The organism is Frankia sp. CgKIO3 (genome assembly GCF_977946435.1).
On sequence record NZ_CDWTMO010000097.1, the window covers coordinates 1 to 16215 of the forward strand.

12 protein-coding genes and 1 pseudogene are annotated in these 16215 nt (G+C 71.5%); 9 read left to right on the plus strand and 4 right to left on the minus strand.

Annotation, left to right across the window (positions count from 1 at the left end):
• Positions 1-2: 2 nt before the first annotated feature.
• A complete protein-coding gene (locus tag AC08OJ_RS12365; RefSeq protein WP_476595790.1) occupies positions 3-890 on the minus strand; it encodes an HAD family hydrolase in 888 nt (295 codons plus the stop codon).
• Positions 891-1125: 235 nt separating this feature from the next.
• Positions 1126-1896, minus strand: coding sequence for a sigma-70 family RNA polymerase sigma factor (locus AC08OJ_RS12370; protein WP_476595791.1), 771 nt, complete (start codon positions 1894-1896; stop codon positions 1126-1128).
• Positions 1897-2372: 476 nt separating this feature from the next.
• Between AC08OJ_RS12370 and AC08OJ_RS12375 the strand changes: the two genes are divergently transcribed.
• The 8 genes from AC08OJ_RS12375 to AC08OJ_RS12410 all read left to right on the plus strand — a co-directional run bounded on the left by AC08OJ_RS12375 (position 2373) and on the right by AC08OJ_RS12410 (position 12534).
• Positions 2373-2684, plus strand: a complete 312-nt coding sequence (locus AC08OJ_RS12375) for a glutaredoxin family protein (protein WP_476595792.1) — start codon at positions 2373-2375, stop codon at positions 2682-2684.
• Positions 2685-2853: 169 nt separating this feature from the next.
• A complete protein-coding gene (locus AC08OJ_RS12380) occupies positions 2854-3996 on the plus strand; it encodes a redox-sensing transcriptional repressor Rex (RefSeq protein ID WP_476594570.1) in 1143 nt (380 codons plus the stop codon).
• Positions 3993-5414, plus strand: coding sequence for a glutamyl-tRNA reductase (locus AC08OJ_RS12385; RefSeq protein ID WP_476595793.1), 1422 nt, complete (start codon positions 3993-3995; stop codon positions 5412-5414). Before AC08OJ_RS12380 ends, AC08OJ_RS12385 begins: the two co-directional genes overlap by 4 nt.
• Positions 5411-6583 (plus strand): hydroxymethylbilane synthase, encoded by a 1173-nt coding sequence (gene hemC, locus AC08OJ_RS12390; RefSeq protein WP_476595794.1) that lies wholly within the window; start codon positions 5411-5413, stop codon positions 6581-6583. Before AC08OJ_RS12385 ends, hemC begins: the two co-directional genes overlap by 4 nt.
• Before the next feature lie 2 nt (positions 6584-6585).
• A complete protein-coding gene (locus tag AC08OJ_RS12395) occupies positions 6586-8409 on the plus strand; it encodes a bifunctional uroporphyrinogen-III C-methyltransferase/uroporphyrinogen-III synthase (protein ID WP_476595795.1) in 1824 nt (607 codons plus the stop codon).
• Positions 8406-9428, plus strand: a complete 1023-nt coding sequence (gene hemB / locus AC08OJ_RS12400; protein WP_476595796.1) for a porphobilinogen synthase — start codon at positions 8406-8408, stop codon at positions 9426-9428. The genes AC08OJ_RS12395 and hemB overlap by 4 nt, the downstream gene beginning before the upstream one ends.
• Positions 9429-9727: 299 nt before the next feature.
• Positions 9728-9937, plus strand: a complete 210-nt coding sequence (locus AC08OJ_RS12405) for a heavy-metal-associated domain-containing protein (RefSeq protein WP_476593962.1) — start codon at positions 9728-9730, stop codon at positions 9935-9937.
• Between the two features lie 155 nt (positions 9938-10092).
• Positions 10093-12534 carry a heavy metal translocating P-type ATPase gene (locus AC08OJ_RS12410; protein WP_476595797.1) on the plus strand — a complete coding sequence of 814 codons (2442 nt, stop codon included), beginning with the start codon at positions 10093-10095 and terminating at the stop codon, positions 12532-12534.
• A 33-nt stretch (positions 12535-12567) separates the two neighbouring features.
• On the opposite strand, the gene AC08OJ_RS12415 is transcribed toward AC08OJ_RS12410, so the two are convergent.
• Together AC08OJ_RS12415 and AC08OJ_RS12420 are read right to left on the minus strand one after the other, a co-directional pair.
• Entirely contained in the window at positions 12568-14097 is a 1530-nt protein-coding gene (locus AC08OJ_RS12415) for a methionine--tRNA ligase (protein ID WP_476595798.1), read from the minus strand.
• A 501-nt stretch (positions 14098-14598) separates the two neighbouring features.
• Positions 14599-15285: pseudogene (locus tag AC08OJ_RS12420) on the minus strand (SAM-dependent methyltransferase).
• Between the two features lie 123 nt (positions 15286-15408).
• On the opposite strand from AC08OJ_RS12420, the gene AC08OJ_RS12425 reads away from it, so the two are divergent.
• Complete coding sequence (locus AC08OJ_RS12425; RefSeq protein WP_476595799.1) at positions 15409-16212, plus strand: SAM-dependent methyltransferase; 804 nt, start codon at positions 15409-15411, stop codon at positions 16210-16212.
• Positions 16213-16215: the final 3 nt, after the last annotated feature.

The window sequence follows — 16215 nt, forward strand, 5'->3', positions numbered from 1 at the left end:
ACCTAGGCGGTGGCGGCCCGGCGCCGCAACGCCATGCCGGCGGCGACCCCGCCGGCGAGCGCGCCTACCCCGGCTGCCGTCGGAATGCCGATCTTGGCTGCCTTGCGGGCCGTGCGAAAGTCCTTGATCGGCCATTCGCGTTCCCGGGCCACGGTCTTCAGGTCCGGATCCGGGTTGATCGCGACCGGGTGGCCCACCAGGGAGAGCATGGGTAGATCGTTGATCGAGTCCGAGTAGGCCCAGCACCGGGACAGGTCCAGACCCTCCCGCTCGGCGAGCGCCTGCACGGCCTCGGCCTTCGCCTGGCCGTGCAGCAGACCGCCGACCAGGTGGCCGGTGTAGGTGCCCTCGGCGGAGACCTCGCTGACCGTGCCGAGGGCGCCGGTGAGGTTCAGTCGCCGGGCGATGACCGAGGCGAGCTCGACCGGGGTGGCCGTGACCAGCCACACTCGCTGGCCCGCGTCAAGGTGCTGCTGGGCGAGCGCGTGCGTGCCCGAGTAGATCTGCTCGGCCATCCGCTCGTCGTAGATCTCCTCGCCGTAACGGACGATCTCGGCCACCGTGCGCCCGGCGACGAAGGCGAGCGCGGTCTCCCGAGCGTCCCGGATGCCGTTCGGGTCCTCGAGCCCACGCAGCCGGTAGGTGATGTGCTGCCAACCGAACCGGATCAGGTCACGCGAGTTGAAGAAGTCCCGGGCGGCCAGGCCGCGGGCGAAGTAGAAGATCGAGGCGCCCGCCATCATGGTGTTGTCCACGTCGAAGAACGCGGCCGCCGACTCGTCCAGCGGGGCCCGCGGAACCTCCTCGGCCGCGACCTTCAAGGCGGCGATCGCGGCGGCCTCGGCGGCCTGCCTCGTCGTGGCCAGGTCCCTGCGTCGTCGCACCCTCATCGTCAACTCCATGTTGTCCGGGGCGGAGCAAGGGCTCGGCTCGGGAAGTGACCGGGGCCGCCGCCCACCCCTCGTCGCCACCTCCGCACGTCGCGATCCACGCCATGGTTCGCCGGCACGCCGTCAGAGTACGGTGCGGTACGACTTCGCGGCGGCCGCCGCTCGAACGTGACGGCGCGAAAGTGCCGATGGAACAACGACCGGGCCGCGGTTGCGACGTGATCTGGGATATCGCTCACGGCGAGGGGCCCGGAGGCCAGGCCGTGTCTGTTGCGGGAAGGGCGCGAGCAAGTGTCCGAATCGCTCTGAACTGCAAGGATTTGACCGCCCCCTCATTACGGCCCATGGCCAGCGCGGTCTCGCGGACCGACAGCCCTTCGAGGAACCGGAGCGCGACGCACTCCTGCTGGTCCGGGCGCAGCTCGCGGACGGCGTCGAGCAGCTCGCGGCGGGTCAGCACGGCCAGGATCGACTCTTCGGGGCTCGGTACCGTCAGCGCCGTGGCCCGGTACTCGGCCGCGGCGAGGATGTCCGCCGTCGGGATCTCGAACCGGCACCGCGCCGAGCGGGCCTGATCGACCAGCAGGTTGCGAGCGATGGTGATGAACCAGGCACCGATGTCCCGCCCCTGCCACCGGAACGTGCCGATTGAGCGGAAGGCACGCAGGAAGGTCTCGCTGACGATGTCCTCGGCGGCCACCGGATCCCCGCCCAGCCGGTACAGCGCGTATCGGAACACGAGGTCGGCGTACCGGTCGTAGAGCAGCCCGAAGGCGTCGACGTCACCTCGCCGGGCCCGGGCGACGAGCGCCGTCCGGTCGTCGTCGGCCGGCTCGCTCGGAGGGTCCCCGACCCGCTCGCGGTCCTCCCGGGCGCCCACCGGGGACATCGCATCCTGCCGGTGGAGGGGGCCGGGATGCCGGGCGGATCCCACGGGCCAGGCCGCCACCGTCGTCGTGGCCGCAGCCGGGTCCGTCCCCGCCGCGCGGCTCGTCCCGGCCGGCACCGTGGATCCCGACGCCGTGGATCCCGACGCCGTGGGGGCGGTTGGCCGTCCGGTCCCGGACAACCGGGGTAGGAGGGCGCGGATCCCGTCCCTCCTGAGGAGCGGCCCGTCCCTCCTGAGGAGCGGGAGGAGCGGGACCGACGGTCCCCGCGCTGCATCCAGGCCGCGGCGCGGGGCGACGAGGCCGGCGGCGAGGTCGGCGAGCGTGCATTCGGTCACAGCCCGGGCTCCGGAGGGTGCGGTCGAGGCAAGGCGGGCCGGGAGGCCCGGCGCACATGGTTTCGTTAGTAGCTGAGTGTAGCCGGAGGAGGGACCGCGGAAAGTCGGAGATTGTCTGGGTGCAGGCAGGGGGCGTCTCCCGGCGAGGCCCGGACCGGACCGCACGTCGGGGTCGGGCCCCTGAGCGGACCTCGGTCCCGCTCGAGCGGTTCGGGAAGCCACTCGGCAGCGACCGGGATCGCGCCTACCATCGTGGAATGGACGACGGGTTGGAACTGGCGGATTCCGGCCACGACGGTGTGCGTATCACACTGCTCACCCGGACGGGATGTCATCTGTGCGATACTGCGCGGGCGGCGGTCGTCCGGGTCGCCGAGCAGGAGCAGGTCGGGTGGCGGGAGGCCAATGTCGACGCCGATCCCCAGCTTGCCGACGCCTACGGCGACCGGGTGCCGGTCATCCTGCTCGACGGCCGGGAACACGGTTACTGGCGGGTGGAGGAGGACCGGCTGCGGCGGGCGCTCGCCGGCGGCCGGTGGGCGCTGCGGCCCCCCGAGGGCGGTCGCTGATCAGGGGGCTGGTTCTCCTCAGCACTTCGTGAATCCCTTCACGAAGTCGTACACTGCCCGAGGACAGCCGACTTGTGGCGCCGACTACCGTACGCCGGGTGTCGGCGGGGCCACGGATTCGGGCCCATAGCTCCGGGCGTAACCGCGCGCCTAGAGATCGGAGCCGCGAATGAGTCAGCCACGGCATCGCCCGGCGGTGATCCGGCGACGCACACGTAGTGACGCGGCTTCCAGGCGTTCCTCCGAGGTTCCGGAGGCGACGGTCGCGCGGCTTCCGCTCTACCTCCGGGTGCTGGCGACACTGGCGGAAAGCGGGGTTCACACTGTGTCTTCGGACACGCTCGCGGCCGCCGCCGGAGTCACTCCGGCCAAGGTCCGCAAGGATCTGTCCCATCTCGGTTCCTACGGCACACGGGGCGTCGGCTACGAGGTGGATGTCCTGCTCGACTGCATCGCCGCGAAACTGGGCCTCACCGAGGACAGAGCGGTCGTGCTGGTGGGAGTCGGCAACCTCGGCCACGCCCTGGCGGGTTACGGCGGCTTTTATGCCAGGGGCTTTCGGATTGTGGCCCTGGTCGACGCGGATCCCGAGCGGGTCGGCGAGCGGGTCGGTGAGGTTGTCGTCAGTCCCGTCGACGATCTCGAACAGGTGATTGTCCAGGGTCAGGTCACGATTGGGATGATCTGCACGCCGGCCGCCGCGGCGCAGGGGGTGTGTGACCGTCTGGTCGCTGCCGGGGTCACCAGCATTCTCAACTTCGCTCCCACGGTGCTTTCGGTACCCGACGGTGTGGACGTGCGTAAAGTCGACCTCGCCGTGGAACTGCAGATCCTCTCGTTCCATGAAGCACGCAAACATCCGTCACCGGCACGGGACACATCACCGAGACGGGGCACGAGATCCACACCGGGCGCCGGCTCCGGGCGTGACGCCGTGCCGGTGCGCCGGGCGCGCTCGGCGCGGCGGGCGCCCTCGGCCCGCGAGGCGGTGCCAGGCGGCGACGACGTCCTCGTCGCGCGGGGGGTGACGGGCCTGGACGGGGTGACGAGCGCGGACGGGACGGAGCCCTCCGCGGACAGGCTGGAGACCGATGCGGATGAGGTCGTGCGGGTGACTCGGCAAGTAGGCATGACTCGTCCGGCGGGGGCAGCTCGTCCGGCCGGGATGGCTCGGGACGGTCGGCCGACCCGGGATGATCGGGAGGGGGAACCGGGTGCGGCGCGCTTGGAGCACACCCCGGCGCTTGGATCGCCGACCCACAGGACGCTGCCGGCCGCGGGAGCGCTGATGGCCGGAGGTGAGGCGTCGTGAGCCTCCTGGTGGTCGGGCTCAACCACCAGACCGCGCCCACGTCGTTGCTCGAACGCACCTCGGTCTCGGCCGAGGAGGTCCCGAAGGTCCTGCACGATCTGGCCGAGGGTACCCACGTCAGCGAGGCGGTGGTGCTCTCGACGTGTAACCGCATCGAGATCTATGCCGAGGTCGAGACCTTCCACGGCGGAGTCGCCGACATCTCCGACCAGCTCAGCCGGATCTGTGGGATCGACCTCGGTAATCTCGCCGGCCACCTGTACGTCCACCACGAGGCGCGGGCCATCGGGCACCTGTTCTCGGTAGTATGCGGCCTGGACTCCATGCTCGTCGGGGAGAGCCAGATCCTCGGTCAGGTACGCACGGCCTTCCGGGCCGGTCAGGCCGCCGGGGTGGCGGGCAGCGCGCTGTCCGGCCTGTTCCAGGCCGCGCTGCGGGTCGGCAAGCGGGCCCACTCCGAGACGTCCATCGATGCCGCTGGCGCATCCATCGTCTCGGTGGGTGTCCGGTTGGCCGCCTCCGGTCTGGGCCTCCACAGCGAGGTTCCGGCCGTGCCGGTGGTGCCGCCGGGTGGGCGGGCGCTGGACGGGGGAGGAGCCGCGGCCGAGGGACCGCGGCCCGCCGTGACGTCCGAACCCCCGCCGTTGGCCGGGGCCCGGGTGCTGCTCATCGGTGCCGGCGCGGTGGGATCGCTGGCCGCGCAGACCGTCCGGCGAGCCGGCGCCGGGGAGGTCGTGATCGCGAACCGGACCGCCGCCCGGGCGGCCCGCGTCGCCGAGGCCCACGAGGCCCGGGTCGTCGGTCTCACCGACCTGGCCCACGAGATCACCATGGCGGACCTGGTGATCTCCTCGACCGGCGCGAGCGGTCTCGTTGTCGAGCACGAGCTGGTTGCCGCGGCCTTGCCCGGCCGGGCAGGGCGCCCGCTGGTTTTCCTCGATCTGGCCCTGCCGCACGACATCGACCCGGGGGTGCGCGAGCTGTCCGGGGTGAGTCTGATCGATCTGGACGCACTGCGCATCGCGCTGGACGGCGCCCAGGTGACGCACGATGTGGAGGCGGTCCGCGCGCTGGTCGCCGCCGAGGTCGCGAGCTTCCTCGACCGCCGGCAGGCGGGCCGGGTGGCGCCGACCGTCGTCGCGCTGCGGGCCCACGCCGCCGCTGTGGTGCGTAGCGAGCTCGCTCGGTTGCACACCCGCCTGCCCGACCTCGACGATCGGGAGTGGAGCCTGGTGGAGGGCTCGGTCCGGCGCGTCGTCGACAAGCTGCTGCACGCCCCGACCGTGCGGGTGCAGGAGCTGGCCGGGGCGCCCGGCGGAGACGCCTACGCCGAGGCCCTGCGGGAACTGTTCGATCTGCCGCGGGAGGTGCCCGCCGTGGTGTCCGCGCCTGACCTTGATCTGCTGGAGCGTTCGTGACGGGGATCGACCCGACGAGTACCGATCCGACGAGCATCGGCGCGGCGAGTACCGGCGCGGCGAGTACCGGCGCCGACCTGCTGGCCCGTTTCGCCGGCCGCCGGCTGCGGCTGGGAACGCGGCGCTCGGCGCTGGCGCTGGCCCAGTCCGGGACGGTCGCCGCCACCCTGCGGGCGCGGGTGGGCTGCGCCGTCGAGCTGGTGCCGATTGTCACGGCGGGGGACCGCTCGTCGGGGGAGATCAGCCAGATCGGCGGGACCGGCGTCTTCGTCAGCGCGCTGCGCGACGCCCTGCTGTCTGGTGAGATCGACCTGGCGGTCCACTCGTTGAAGGACCTTCCAACGGCCACCCCACCCGGTCTGGTGCTCGCCGCGGTCCCGCCGCGGGCGGACCCCCGGGACGTGCTGGTCGCCCCGAGCGGGCGGCGCCTGGCCGAGCTCAGGGCCGGCGCCCGGATCGCGACCGGATCTCCGCGTCGCGCCGCGCAGCTGTGTGCTCTCGGCCTCGGGCTGGAGGTCGTCACGATCCGCGGCAATGTCGACACCCGGTTGAAGAAGGCCATCGACGGTGAGGTGGACGCGGTCGTCCTCGCGCACGCCGGGCTGGCGCGGCTCGACCGGCTCGATGCCGTCACCGAGATCCTCGAACCCACGGTGATGCTGCCCGCGCCCGGTCAGGGAGCCCTGGCGATCGAGTGCACGGGCGGTGCCGGGCTCGTCGTGGCCGGCCCGGCGCGCGCTCTGGTGCCCGCCGCGGCGGGTTCGGGTCCCGCTGCGGGACAAACCGGTGGCGAAACGTGGTCAGATGGCGGCCAGCCCGTCGATACGGGCCTCGCCGAGCTGCTACGGTTTGTGCTCGATGACGCATCGTCGTCCGTCGCAGTCAGAGCGGAACGCGCGTTCCTCGCCGGCATCGAAGCTGGTTGTACTGCCCCGGTCGGCGCCTTGGCCGAGCTTCTTCCGGGGCCGGCCGAAAGAGCTGCGGCGGAGGCCGGCGGTGCGCCTCCCGCGGGTCGTCTGTGCCTGCGGGCGGTCGTCGCTGCGCCGGACGGAAGCGATGTCCTCCGGCGTGACGTCACCGGATCCGCCGTCGACCCGGAGGCGCTCGGGCAGCGCCTCGCGGACGACATGCTGTCCGCCGGAGCACACTCGCTGATGGGAACCCGCTGAGCATGGCCACCCGACGAACGAAGAAGCCCGTCTCCCCGGTCGCCCTGGTGGGTGCCGGACCACGTGATCCCGGCCTGCTCACCGTCCTCGCGGTCGAGACCCTGGCCGCCGCCGACCTGGTGGTGGCCGATCCCGAGGTGGCGCCGGCGGTGGTGGAGAACCTCACCGCCGAAGTGCTGTGCATTGGCGACCTCGAGGCGCCGAAGCCGGTCCGTGACGCGGAGGCGGCGACCGCCGCGGTGGTGAGCAGGGCCCGTGCCGGTGACAAGGTGGTCCGGCTCTACGCCTCCGATCCGTGGCTGACTCGCATCGGCGCCGCGGACGCCCAGGCGCTCGCGAAGGCCAAGATCCCCTATCGGGTGGTGCCCGGCATCCTCACTGGCGCCGCGGTCGCGACCTACGCCGGGGTCGCCCCGGGCGCGCCGGTCACCTTCGCCAGCACCTCCGGGGTCTTCTCGTCGTCGGGCACCGTGCCGGCGTCCTCGCCGTTCGGCGGGAGCGAGCCGGTGGGTCCGCTCACCGGTCCTCCGTTCGGGGCCTCGCGGCTGGGCGGGCGGCCGATCGCCGGTCTCGGGGGCGGGCTCGGCGGTGGCCTGGGAACCGGCGGGTTCGGCTCGCCGCTGGGCCTCGGTGCCCCGGGCGGCTTCGGCGGGTTCGGTGCGCCCATCTCCTCCCCCGGCGACCTGGACTGGGGTGCCCTCGCCCAGACCCCGGGCACCCTCGTGGTCACGGCGGCGCCGACGGAGGTCGGCAAGGTCGCGGCGGCGCTCGTCGAGCACGGGCGGCCCGGTGACACCCCGATCGCGGTGACCGTGGACGGCACCACCACCGACCAGCGCACCGTCACCTCGACGCTCGATCGGGTCGAGGCGGACACGGCACCGCTGTTGACCGCGGCCCCCACCCCGATCACCCAGGTCGTGCTGTCCATCGGCTCGGTGGTCGCGACCCGCAGCAAGTTGTCCTGGTGGGAGACCCGGGCGCTGTTCGGCTGGACGGTGCTGGTCCCGCGGACCAAGGAACAGGCGGCGATCCTGTCCGACCTGCTGCGTTCGCACGGCGCAAGCCCGCTGGAGGTGCCGACGATCGCTGTCGAGCCCCCGCGGACCGCCGCCCCGATGGAGCGCGCGATCACCGGTCTGGTCTCCGGGCGCTATCAGTGGGTGGCCTTCACCTCGGTCAACGCGGTCAAGGCGGTGCAGGAGAAGGTCGAGGAACGCAGCCTCGACGCCCGCGCGTTCGCGGGGGTCAAGGTTGCGGCGATCGGCGAGGCGACGGCCGACGCGCTGCGCACCTTCGGTATCCGGCCCGATCTCGTCCCGTCCGGGCAGCAGTCCAGCGAGGGGCTGCTGGCGGACTGGCCGGACTTCGACGACACCCTCGACCTGCTCGACCGGGTGCTGCTGCCGCGCGCCGACATCGCCACCGAGACCCTGGTCGCCGGCCTGAAGGAACGCGGCTGGCAGGTCGATGACGTGACGGCCTACCGCACCGTGCGTGCGGCTCCGCCGCCCGCCTCCATCCGGGAGGCGCTGAAGGGCGGCCGGGTCGACGCGGTCGTCTTCACCTCGTCCTCGACCGTGCGCAACCTGGTCGGCATCGCCGGCAAGCCCCACGAGACGACGGTGATCGCCGTGATCGGTCCGGCGACGGCCGCCACTGCCCAGGAGCTCGGGCTGCGCGTCGACGTGCAGGCTCCGGAGGCGTCCATCCCCGCCCTTGTCGGGGCGCTGGCGGAGTTCGCTGCCGAACACCGGGAAGAGCTCGGGAAGATCGGGCCGCTCGCCGCGCGGTTGCCGAAGCCACGGCGAGGCTCGCGGCGGTGAGGGTGCCGGCCCGGGGGAACGGGGCCGCAGCCGGATACCCGACGGCACGTCCCCGCCGGCTGCGCCGCTCGCCCGCGCTGCGCCGGCTGGTCTCGAACGTGCGGTTGCACCCGTCCGACCTGGTGCTGCCGATGTTCGTCAAGGAGGGCGTGGCCGATCCCGTTCCGCTGGCCTCGATGCCCGGTGTCGTCCAGCACACCCGTTCCTCGCTGCGGGAGGCGGCCGTCGAGGCCGTCGAGGCCGGCGTGGGCGGGCTCATCCTGTTCGGTGTGCCCGCGGAGAAGGATGCCCGCGGCTCGGCCGCCGACGACTCGGACGGCATCGTCCAGCTCGCGCTCGCCGATCTCGTCGCCGAGGTCGGTGGCGACGTCGTCCTGATGACGGACCTGTGCCTGGACGAGTACACCGACCACGGGCACTGCGGTCTGCTCACCGACTCCGGGGAGGTCGACAACGACGCCACCCTGGCGCGCTACGGCGCGATCGCCGTGGCGCAGGCCCGTGCGGGTGCCGAGGTCGTCGCGCCGAGCGGGATGATGGACGGCCAGGTCGGCGCGATCCGGGCCGCGCTGGACGCGGAGGGCTTCATCGACCTGCCGATCCTCGCCTACTCGGTGAAGTATGCCTCGGCGTTCTACGGGCCGTTTCGCGAGGCTGCCGAGTGCGCCCCGCAGTTCGGGGATCGGACCGGTTACCAGCAGGATCCGGTCCGCTCGGCCGAGGAGGCCCGGCGCGAGGTCGCGCTCGACCTTGCCGAGGGCGCGGACGCGGTGATGGTGAAACCGGCGCTGGCCTACCTGGACGTGCTGCGGGCGGTGGCCGACACAGTGGACGTACCGGTGGCGGCCTACCAGGTGTCGGGCGAGTACGCGATGGTGGAGGCTGCCGCGGCGGCCGGGTGGATTGACCGGGACCGGGCGATCGACGAGACGCTGACCGCGATCTCCCGGGCCGGGGCGGACATCATCTTGACTTACTGGGCCACCGAGGTCGCCCGCCGCCTGGCCGCCTCCCGCTGACCGTCCCTCGCGGCGGCGGTTCCTCAACGTCGACGGTTCGCCACGGTGGTGCCGGGAGTCCGGCGTTCGTGGAAAGCGTCCGTTAGGTTGCTCAGGGTGGGGGCTGCGCGTCGTGGCCTTCCCGTGTCGGCGTGGGCGGGATCTCTCCCGTGATGATCGACCATTGGTTCGGAAGGTACCCCCACCGGGTACCGGTACACTATACGGGGGGAGGGTATGTTCGGAGGGTCGGAGGTGGCCGGTGGGATGGGCAGATCCATCGGGACCGGGGCGGCTTACACGAGGAGACGAGAACGGCCATGACGACCGCCTACACGGTGGCCGGGATGACCTGCCAGCACTGCGTCCGATCCGTGACCGAGGAGCTCGCGCGGCTGCCGACCGTGTCGGACGTCGCCGTGGATCTGGCCGAGGGCCGGGTCACTCTCGTCAGCGACGGCGTCGTCGAGGACGGCGCCGTCCGGGAGGCCGTTGCGGAGGCCGGATACGAGCTTGTCGGGCGGGCGTAGCGCTTCGGTGGTGCCAACGGTGCCGGTGGCCGGCGGGTGTGTCCGGTCCCACGGTCCGCGACCGGCAGTACCTTCCAGCCCGCTGTAAGGAATCCGCTGTAAGGAATCCGCTGTAAGGAATCCGCTGTAAGGAATCCGCCGGAAGGGGAGATCTGATGACCACTCTCGACGTTGGAACGGGTCACCCCGCGCGGATCGAGCTCGCGATCGGCGGGATGACCTGCTCGTCGTGCGCCGCGCGGGTGGAACGCAAACTCAACAGGATGGACGGCGTCACCGCTTCGGTGAACTACGCCACCAAGAAGGCCACCGTCACCCTCGCGGATACCGAAGCCCCCGCGGTCTGTCTCGATGATCTGATCCGCACGGTACAGGCCGCGGGATACTCCGCGACCCCGGTCCGGGGTGGGCCGGGTGCGGCCGGCACTGACACCGCGGCCGAGTATGCGACTGGTGCGGCGGAGGCCGAGGACGGCGGCGGCACGCAGGACGACGCGCCCGGCGCGGCGCTGCGGGCGCTACGCGTCCGGCTGGCTGTCTCGGCGACGCTCGCCGTGCCGGTGATCGCACTGGCCATGGTGCCCGCCTGGCAGTTCGACTACTGGCAGTGGGTCTCGCTGGCCTTGGCGACGCCGGTCGTGCTCTGGGGAGGCTGGCCGTTCCACCGGGCCGCGGGCCGGGGCGCCCGGCATGGGGTCGCGACGATGGACACCCTGGTCTCCCTCGGAACGCTGGCCGCCTTCGTCTGGTCGCTGTACGCCCTGTTCCTGGGCGGAGCGGGCGAACCGGGGATGCGGCACTCGTTCTCGTTCACCGGTGGCTTCCCGGGCCCGGAAGCCTCGGCCGGCGAGATCGGCCACTCGGGGAGTGGCCACGGCACCGGCGGGAGTGCCCACGGCGGCGCGGGCACAGCCCTCTACCTGGAGGTCGCCGCCGGGGTGACGGTGTTCCTGCTCACCGGCCGATTCCTGGAATCACGTGCCCGCCGGCGTTCCGGCGCGGCCCTGCGGGCGCTGCTCCACCTCGGGGCAAAGGACGTCACCGTGCTGCGCGACCGGCCGGCGGACGGTGCGCGGGGGACTGGCCCGCGGCGGGTCGAGGAGCGGATCCCGGTCGAGGCGCTGCGGATCGGGGACGAGTTCGTCGTCCGCCCGGGCGAGAAGATCGCCACCGACGGCGTCGTGCTCGACGGGCTGTCGGCGGTGGACGCGAGCATGGTCACCGGCGAGTCGGTGCCCGTCGAGGTCGCCCCGGGTGACGCGGTCGTCGGGGCGACGGTGAACGCCGGCGGGCGGCTTGTGGTCCGGGCCACCCGGGTCGGCGCCGACACGCAGCTGGCGCGCATCGCCCGGCTCGTGACGGAGGCCCAGAGTGGCAAGACCCGCGTCCAGCGCCTCGCCGACCGGGTCTCGGCGGTGTTCGTTCCGGTGGTGATCGGAATCGCGCTCGTCACCCTCGGGGTCTGGCTGGCTCTCGGGCAGCCGGCGACCGATGCCTTCACCGCGGCCGTCGCCGTGTTGATCATCGCCTGCCCCTGCGCGCTGGGCCTGGCCACGCCGACGGCGCTGCTGGTCGGGACGGGACGCGGTGCGCAGGTGGGCATCCTCATCCGCGGCCCGGAGGTGCTGGAGTCGACGCGGCGGGTCCAGACCGTCCTACTCGACAAAACCGGCACGGTGACCAGCGGGCGGATGCAGGTTGTCGCGGTGCTGCCGGCTCCCGGCGAGGACGCCGCCGAGGTGCTCCGGCTCGCCGCGGCGGTGGAGGAGGCGAGCGAGCACCTCATCGCCCGGGCGATCGCTGACGCGGCTGGGGAGCACGCGGTGGCCGCCGGTGTGCTGCCGCCGGTCGCGGACTTCGCGAACACCGCGGGCCTCGGCGTGCGCGGCACCGTGGAGGGGCATGCGGTGCTCGTCGGGCGGCCCCGGGTGTTCGCGGAACTCCCGGGCGCGCTCGCCGCCGAGCTGGACCGGGAACGGGCCGCCGGGCACACCGCCGTCGTGGTCGGCTGGGACGGCCGTCCCCGCGGACTGATCAGCGTTGCCGACACGGTGAAGCCCACCGCGGCCGCGGCCGTCGCCGATTTGCGTCGGCTCGGGCTGCACCCGGTCCTGCTGACCGGGGACGCCGAGGCGGTCGCCCGGTCCGTCGCCGCCGAGGTCGGCATCGCGGCCGAGGACGTCATCGCCGAGGTCCTGCCCGAGGAGAAGGTCGCGGCGGTCCGTCGCTTGCAGGCGCAGGGCCGGGTCGTGGCCATGGTGGGCGACGGGGTGAACGACGCCGCCGCGCTCGCCCAGGCCGATCTGGGCCTGGCGATGGGCGGCGGCACTGACGCGGCGATCGAGGCGTCGGATCTGACGCTCGTCAACGCGGATCCCTGTCTGGTGGCGGATGCCATCCGACTGTCGCGCGCCACCCTGCGCACGATCAAGGGCAATCTGTTCTGGGCGTTCGCCTACAACGTGGCCGGGCTGCCGCTTGCCGCGACCGGTCTGCTTAACCCAATGATCGCGGGGGCGGCGATGGCGTTCAGCTCCGTCTTTGTCGTCACGAACAGTCTGCGGCTGCGGCGTTTCACCGCACTGCGTCCGGCCTGAGCGGGCCCGGCCGGATCGGTTCCGCGGCGTCGGTCAGGTCGTGGCCGGTTCGGCCGGCGGGGCCTCCAGGCGCGGGAACACCGGGCTGGGATCGGCGGTCCGCGGCCCGCCGTCGCCGCACTGCGCGGCGATGCGCGGTGCCGAATCGGGCAGGAAGGGCGCGAGGTGCTCCGCCAGTTCCCGGCACGTGGCGACCAGTTCGGCGAGGACTGCGTCGAGGGCGTCGCGCGACGCTCCCTCCTTGCGCTCCGCCTTCGCGAGCTCCCAGGGCCGGGCGGCCTCCACGTAGCGGTTACCCTCGTTTCCGATCCTCGTGATGACCTCGGCTGCCCGGCGGAAGTCGAAGGCGGCGAAGGCGTCGTCGATTGTCCGGGGGGCCTCGTCGCGCACCGCCCGCAGCTGGGCGGCCGCGGGATTGTCGGGGGCGGGCGGGGGAATGAGCCCGTCCCGGTACCGCTTCACCATCGACACGGTCCGGTTGACCAGGTTGCCGATGTTGTTGGCGAGGTCCTCGTTCGCGCGGGTCACGAGCCGTTCGGTCGTGTAGTCGGTGTCGCCGGCTCGGGCGACGTCGCGCAGCATCCACCACCGCAGCGCGTCGGTGTTGAAGGCGGCGACGATGTCGGCGGGATCCTCGGCGTTGCCGGCCGACTTGCTGATCTTCATGCCGTCGGCGGTGAGATATTCGTGCACGAAGATGGTGTCGGGCAGGCGCACCCCGGCCGAGAGCAGCATCGCCGGCCAGTAGACGGCGTGAAAGCGGATGATGCCCTTGCCGATGACGTGCACTCGCCTGTCGGCGTCGTTCCACCAGTGCTGGAAGCTGTCGTCGTCGTTGCCGTACCCGGGGGCGGTGATGTAGTTCCCGAGCGCGTCGAACCACACGTAGATGACCTGCTCGGGGTCGCCGGGGACCGGAATACCCCAGCCGCGGGCCCGGCTCATGCTCCGCGACGCGCTGAAGTCCTCCAGGCCGGCCTCGATGAAGGACAGTACCTCCCGCTTGCGGGCGGCGGGCTCGATGCGCAGCCGGTCGGCGGAGATGAGCTCGTGGAGCTGGTCCTGATAGCGGCTCAACCGGAAGAACCAGTTGCTCTCCTCCACCAGGTCGGGAACGGTCCCGTGTTCCGGACAGCGGCCGCCCACCAGCTCGTCGGGCTGGTAGAACAGCTCGCATCCCACGCAGTACAGACCGGCGTAGGTCTTGCGGTAGAAGTCTCCGCGGTCGGCGCAGGCCGACCACAGCTTCTCGACTCCCGGCCGATGGCGGGGGTCCGTGCTCGTCTTGATGAAATCGTCGAACGAGAGGCCCAACGGACCGCGAAGGCCCACGAACCCGGTGGCGACCCGCTCGACGTACTCGGCGGGTGTGATCCCCTCGGCCTCGGCCGCCTGGACGTTCTTCAGGGCGTTGTCGTCGGTGCCGGTCTGGAACCGGACCTCGTGGCCGCGCTGACGAAGATGACGTGCGTACGCATCGGTCTCGATCAGTTCGAGAGCGTGACCTACGTGCGGCTTGCCGTTGACGTACGGAATCGCCGTCGTCACGAAGTAGCGGCCCATCTGGTGTGAGTCCTTCCGCCCCGGTAGCAGCCTCACCGACGAGGCTCCGTCAGGGCCTCATCGGTCAGTCTGTCAAGACGCGCGGAAGAGGCCGGACGGCATGTGCATCATCATCCGGCTGGCCGGCGTCTCGGCCGTGGCATGTGTCCTCGACACAGGGTGAATCCTACGCGACTTCGCACCCGGTAGCCCCCGGGGAGCGAGGTGGGAGTAGCGGATACCGGAGTACAGATCTTCTGCCGGCGCCGGCCCGTCCCGACCTGCTCGCCGCGCCGACCGCCGCGCCGGGAACGTTGGCGGCGAGATCATCCGCGGGATGCGGCACCACCGTCGGCGGGGTGGTCGCCGCGGCGACCGTGCGAAGCCCGCTGCCCGGGCCGCGCTCCGTTCGGCGGACACCGCGGCCAGGCTCTCGGGTCCTCAGGCAGCCTGACGAGACCCAATACCATCCTGCCGTGAGTGCCGAACGCGGCGGGGCCGCCGGTCCGGCGGCGTGGCATGTTACCGCTTCCGGGTAATGCCGCCGTACATGTGCACGTGAGCATCGTCCACGGCGGCGAGCTCGTCAGGGTGCCAGTGGTTGACAAGCACCACGCTGGGGTCGAGTATTTCCAGCCCATCGAAGAACTGCTCGACTCAGGCCCTGTCTCGGGCGACGAGCGGAATACCACTGGCGTTGTATGCGGCCACCCCGACACGAACCTCCTCGGGCGCACTGTCAGCCGTGCAGGTGGACAGCGCCAGGATGCTGCCTGTCGGAAGCGGACGCATGAGCCGGCCGACGAGGTCTTTGACGACGGCGTCGTCGGCGATGAAATGTATGACCGCGACAGGCTGGGCCAGGTCGAGCGTTTCCCGCAGCTGCTCAGACGCCAGGGTCTTCTCCGGGGCGTAGAAGTCAGCGTCGAGATACGCGGTCCGACCCTCGGGGCGCTGGTGAGTAGGGCCCGGGCGTGCACCAGCACGATCGGTACCACCCCCGGGTTGCACACGTAGACAAGGGGGCTGTGAGCGGCGCGACGCGAGCAACTGCCGGCTGATCTTCCTGGAGTCGGGGCCGGCGATACCCGGATTAACTGGTTTGACGCCGCCGGGCGGGCGGGCTAGTTTGGCGGCAGTTCGTCGGGGAGCGGCCCGACGCCTTGCGTGGAGGAAGCCATGGTTGCCCCGGGTCTTGTCCCGGGCCACCGGACACCGCCGGCCTGGATGGCGTGGTGGTGATCGAGGTCGACTGCTGACCAGCGTCGGACCTCGGTGTGCCTGGTGACATCAATTTTTCGTGTTGATGTACTCCATGAGGAGCTTCTGGCGTTGTCAAATGATATCTCGTCTGCGTGGTACGCGGACTTCTTTACCGAACTTCCGAACGAGTTCTGGCGGCGGGCGGCGTCGCCCGAAATGACCGCGGCTGACGTCGAGTTCATCGAGGCCGCGCTCGGTCTGCCGCCGGTGGCCCGGATCCTAGACGTTCCCTGCGGCAGCGGTCGGCACAGTATCGCTCTCGCTGGGCGCGGCCATCGGGTGACCGGCGTCGACCTCTCAGCCGAGGCCATTGACCATGCCCGCCGGGCGGCAGAGCAGGCCGGTCTACACGTCGAGTTCGTGCTCGCGGACATGCGGGCGATCCCGGTGGATCGCTCGTTCGATGCGGCCGCCTGCCTGGGCAACAGCTTCGGCTATCTGGACCTGGCCGGCACCCGGGAGTTCATCGCGAGCCTGGCTAGGGCGATCCGTCCTGGCGGCAGCCTGGTCGTCGACTTCGGGGCGACGGCCGAGAGTATTCTGCCCACCTACACCGGTGAGCCGAGTAGCATGGTGACCGGAGATATCACTGTCGAGACAAACCTGGAGTACGACCCGTTGGCAAGCCGGCTGATCAGTCGGTACGCATTCAAACGTGGCACCGAGGAACTCCATGCGGCCGCGATTCACCACATCTACACCAGTGGTCAACTGGGTGAACTGCTCACAGACGGCGGATTCACCGCCATCAGGCGGTACGCCGGGCCGGAGGGCACGCCCTACGAGCTAGGCGCCAGACCGGCTCATCCCAATGCCATTTCCGCTAAGTTGATCAAGCTGCGGTCTGGGGTTTCATGGGGTTGGCGAGCCTGATCG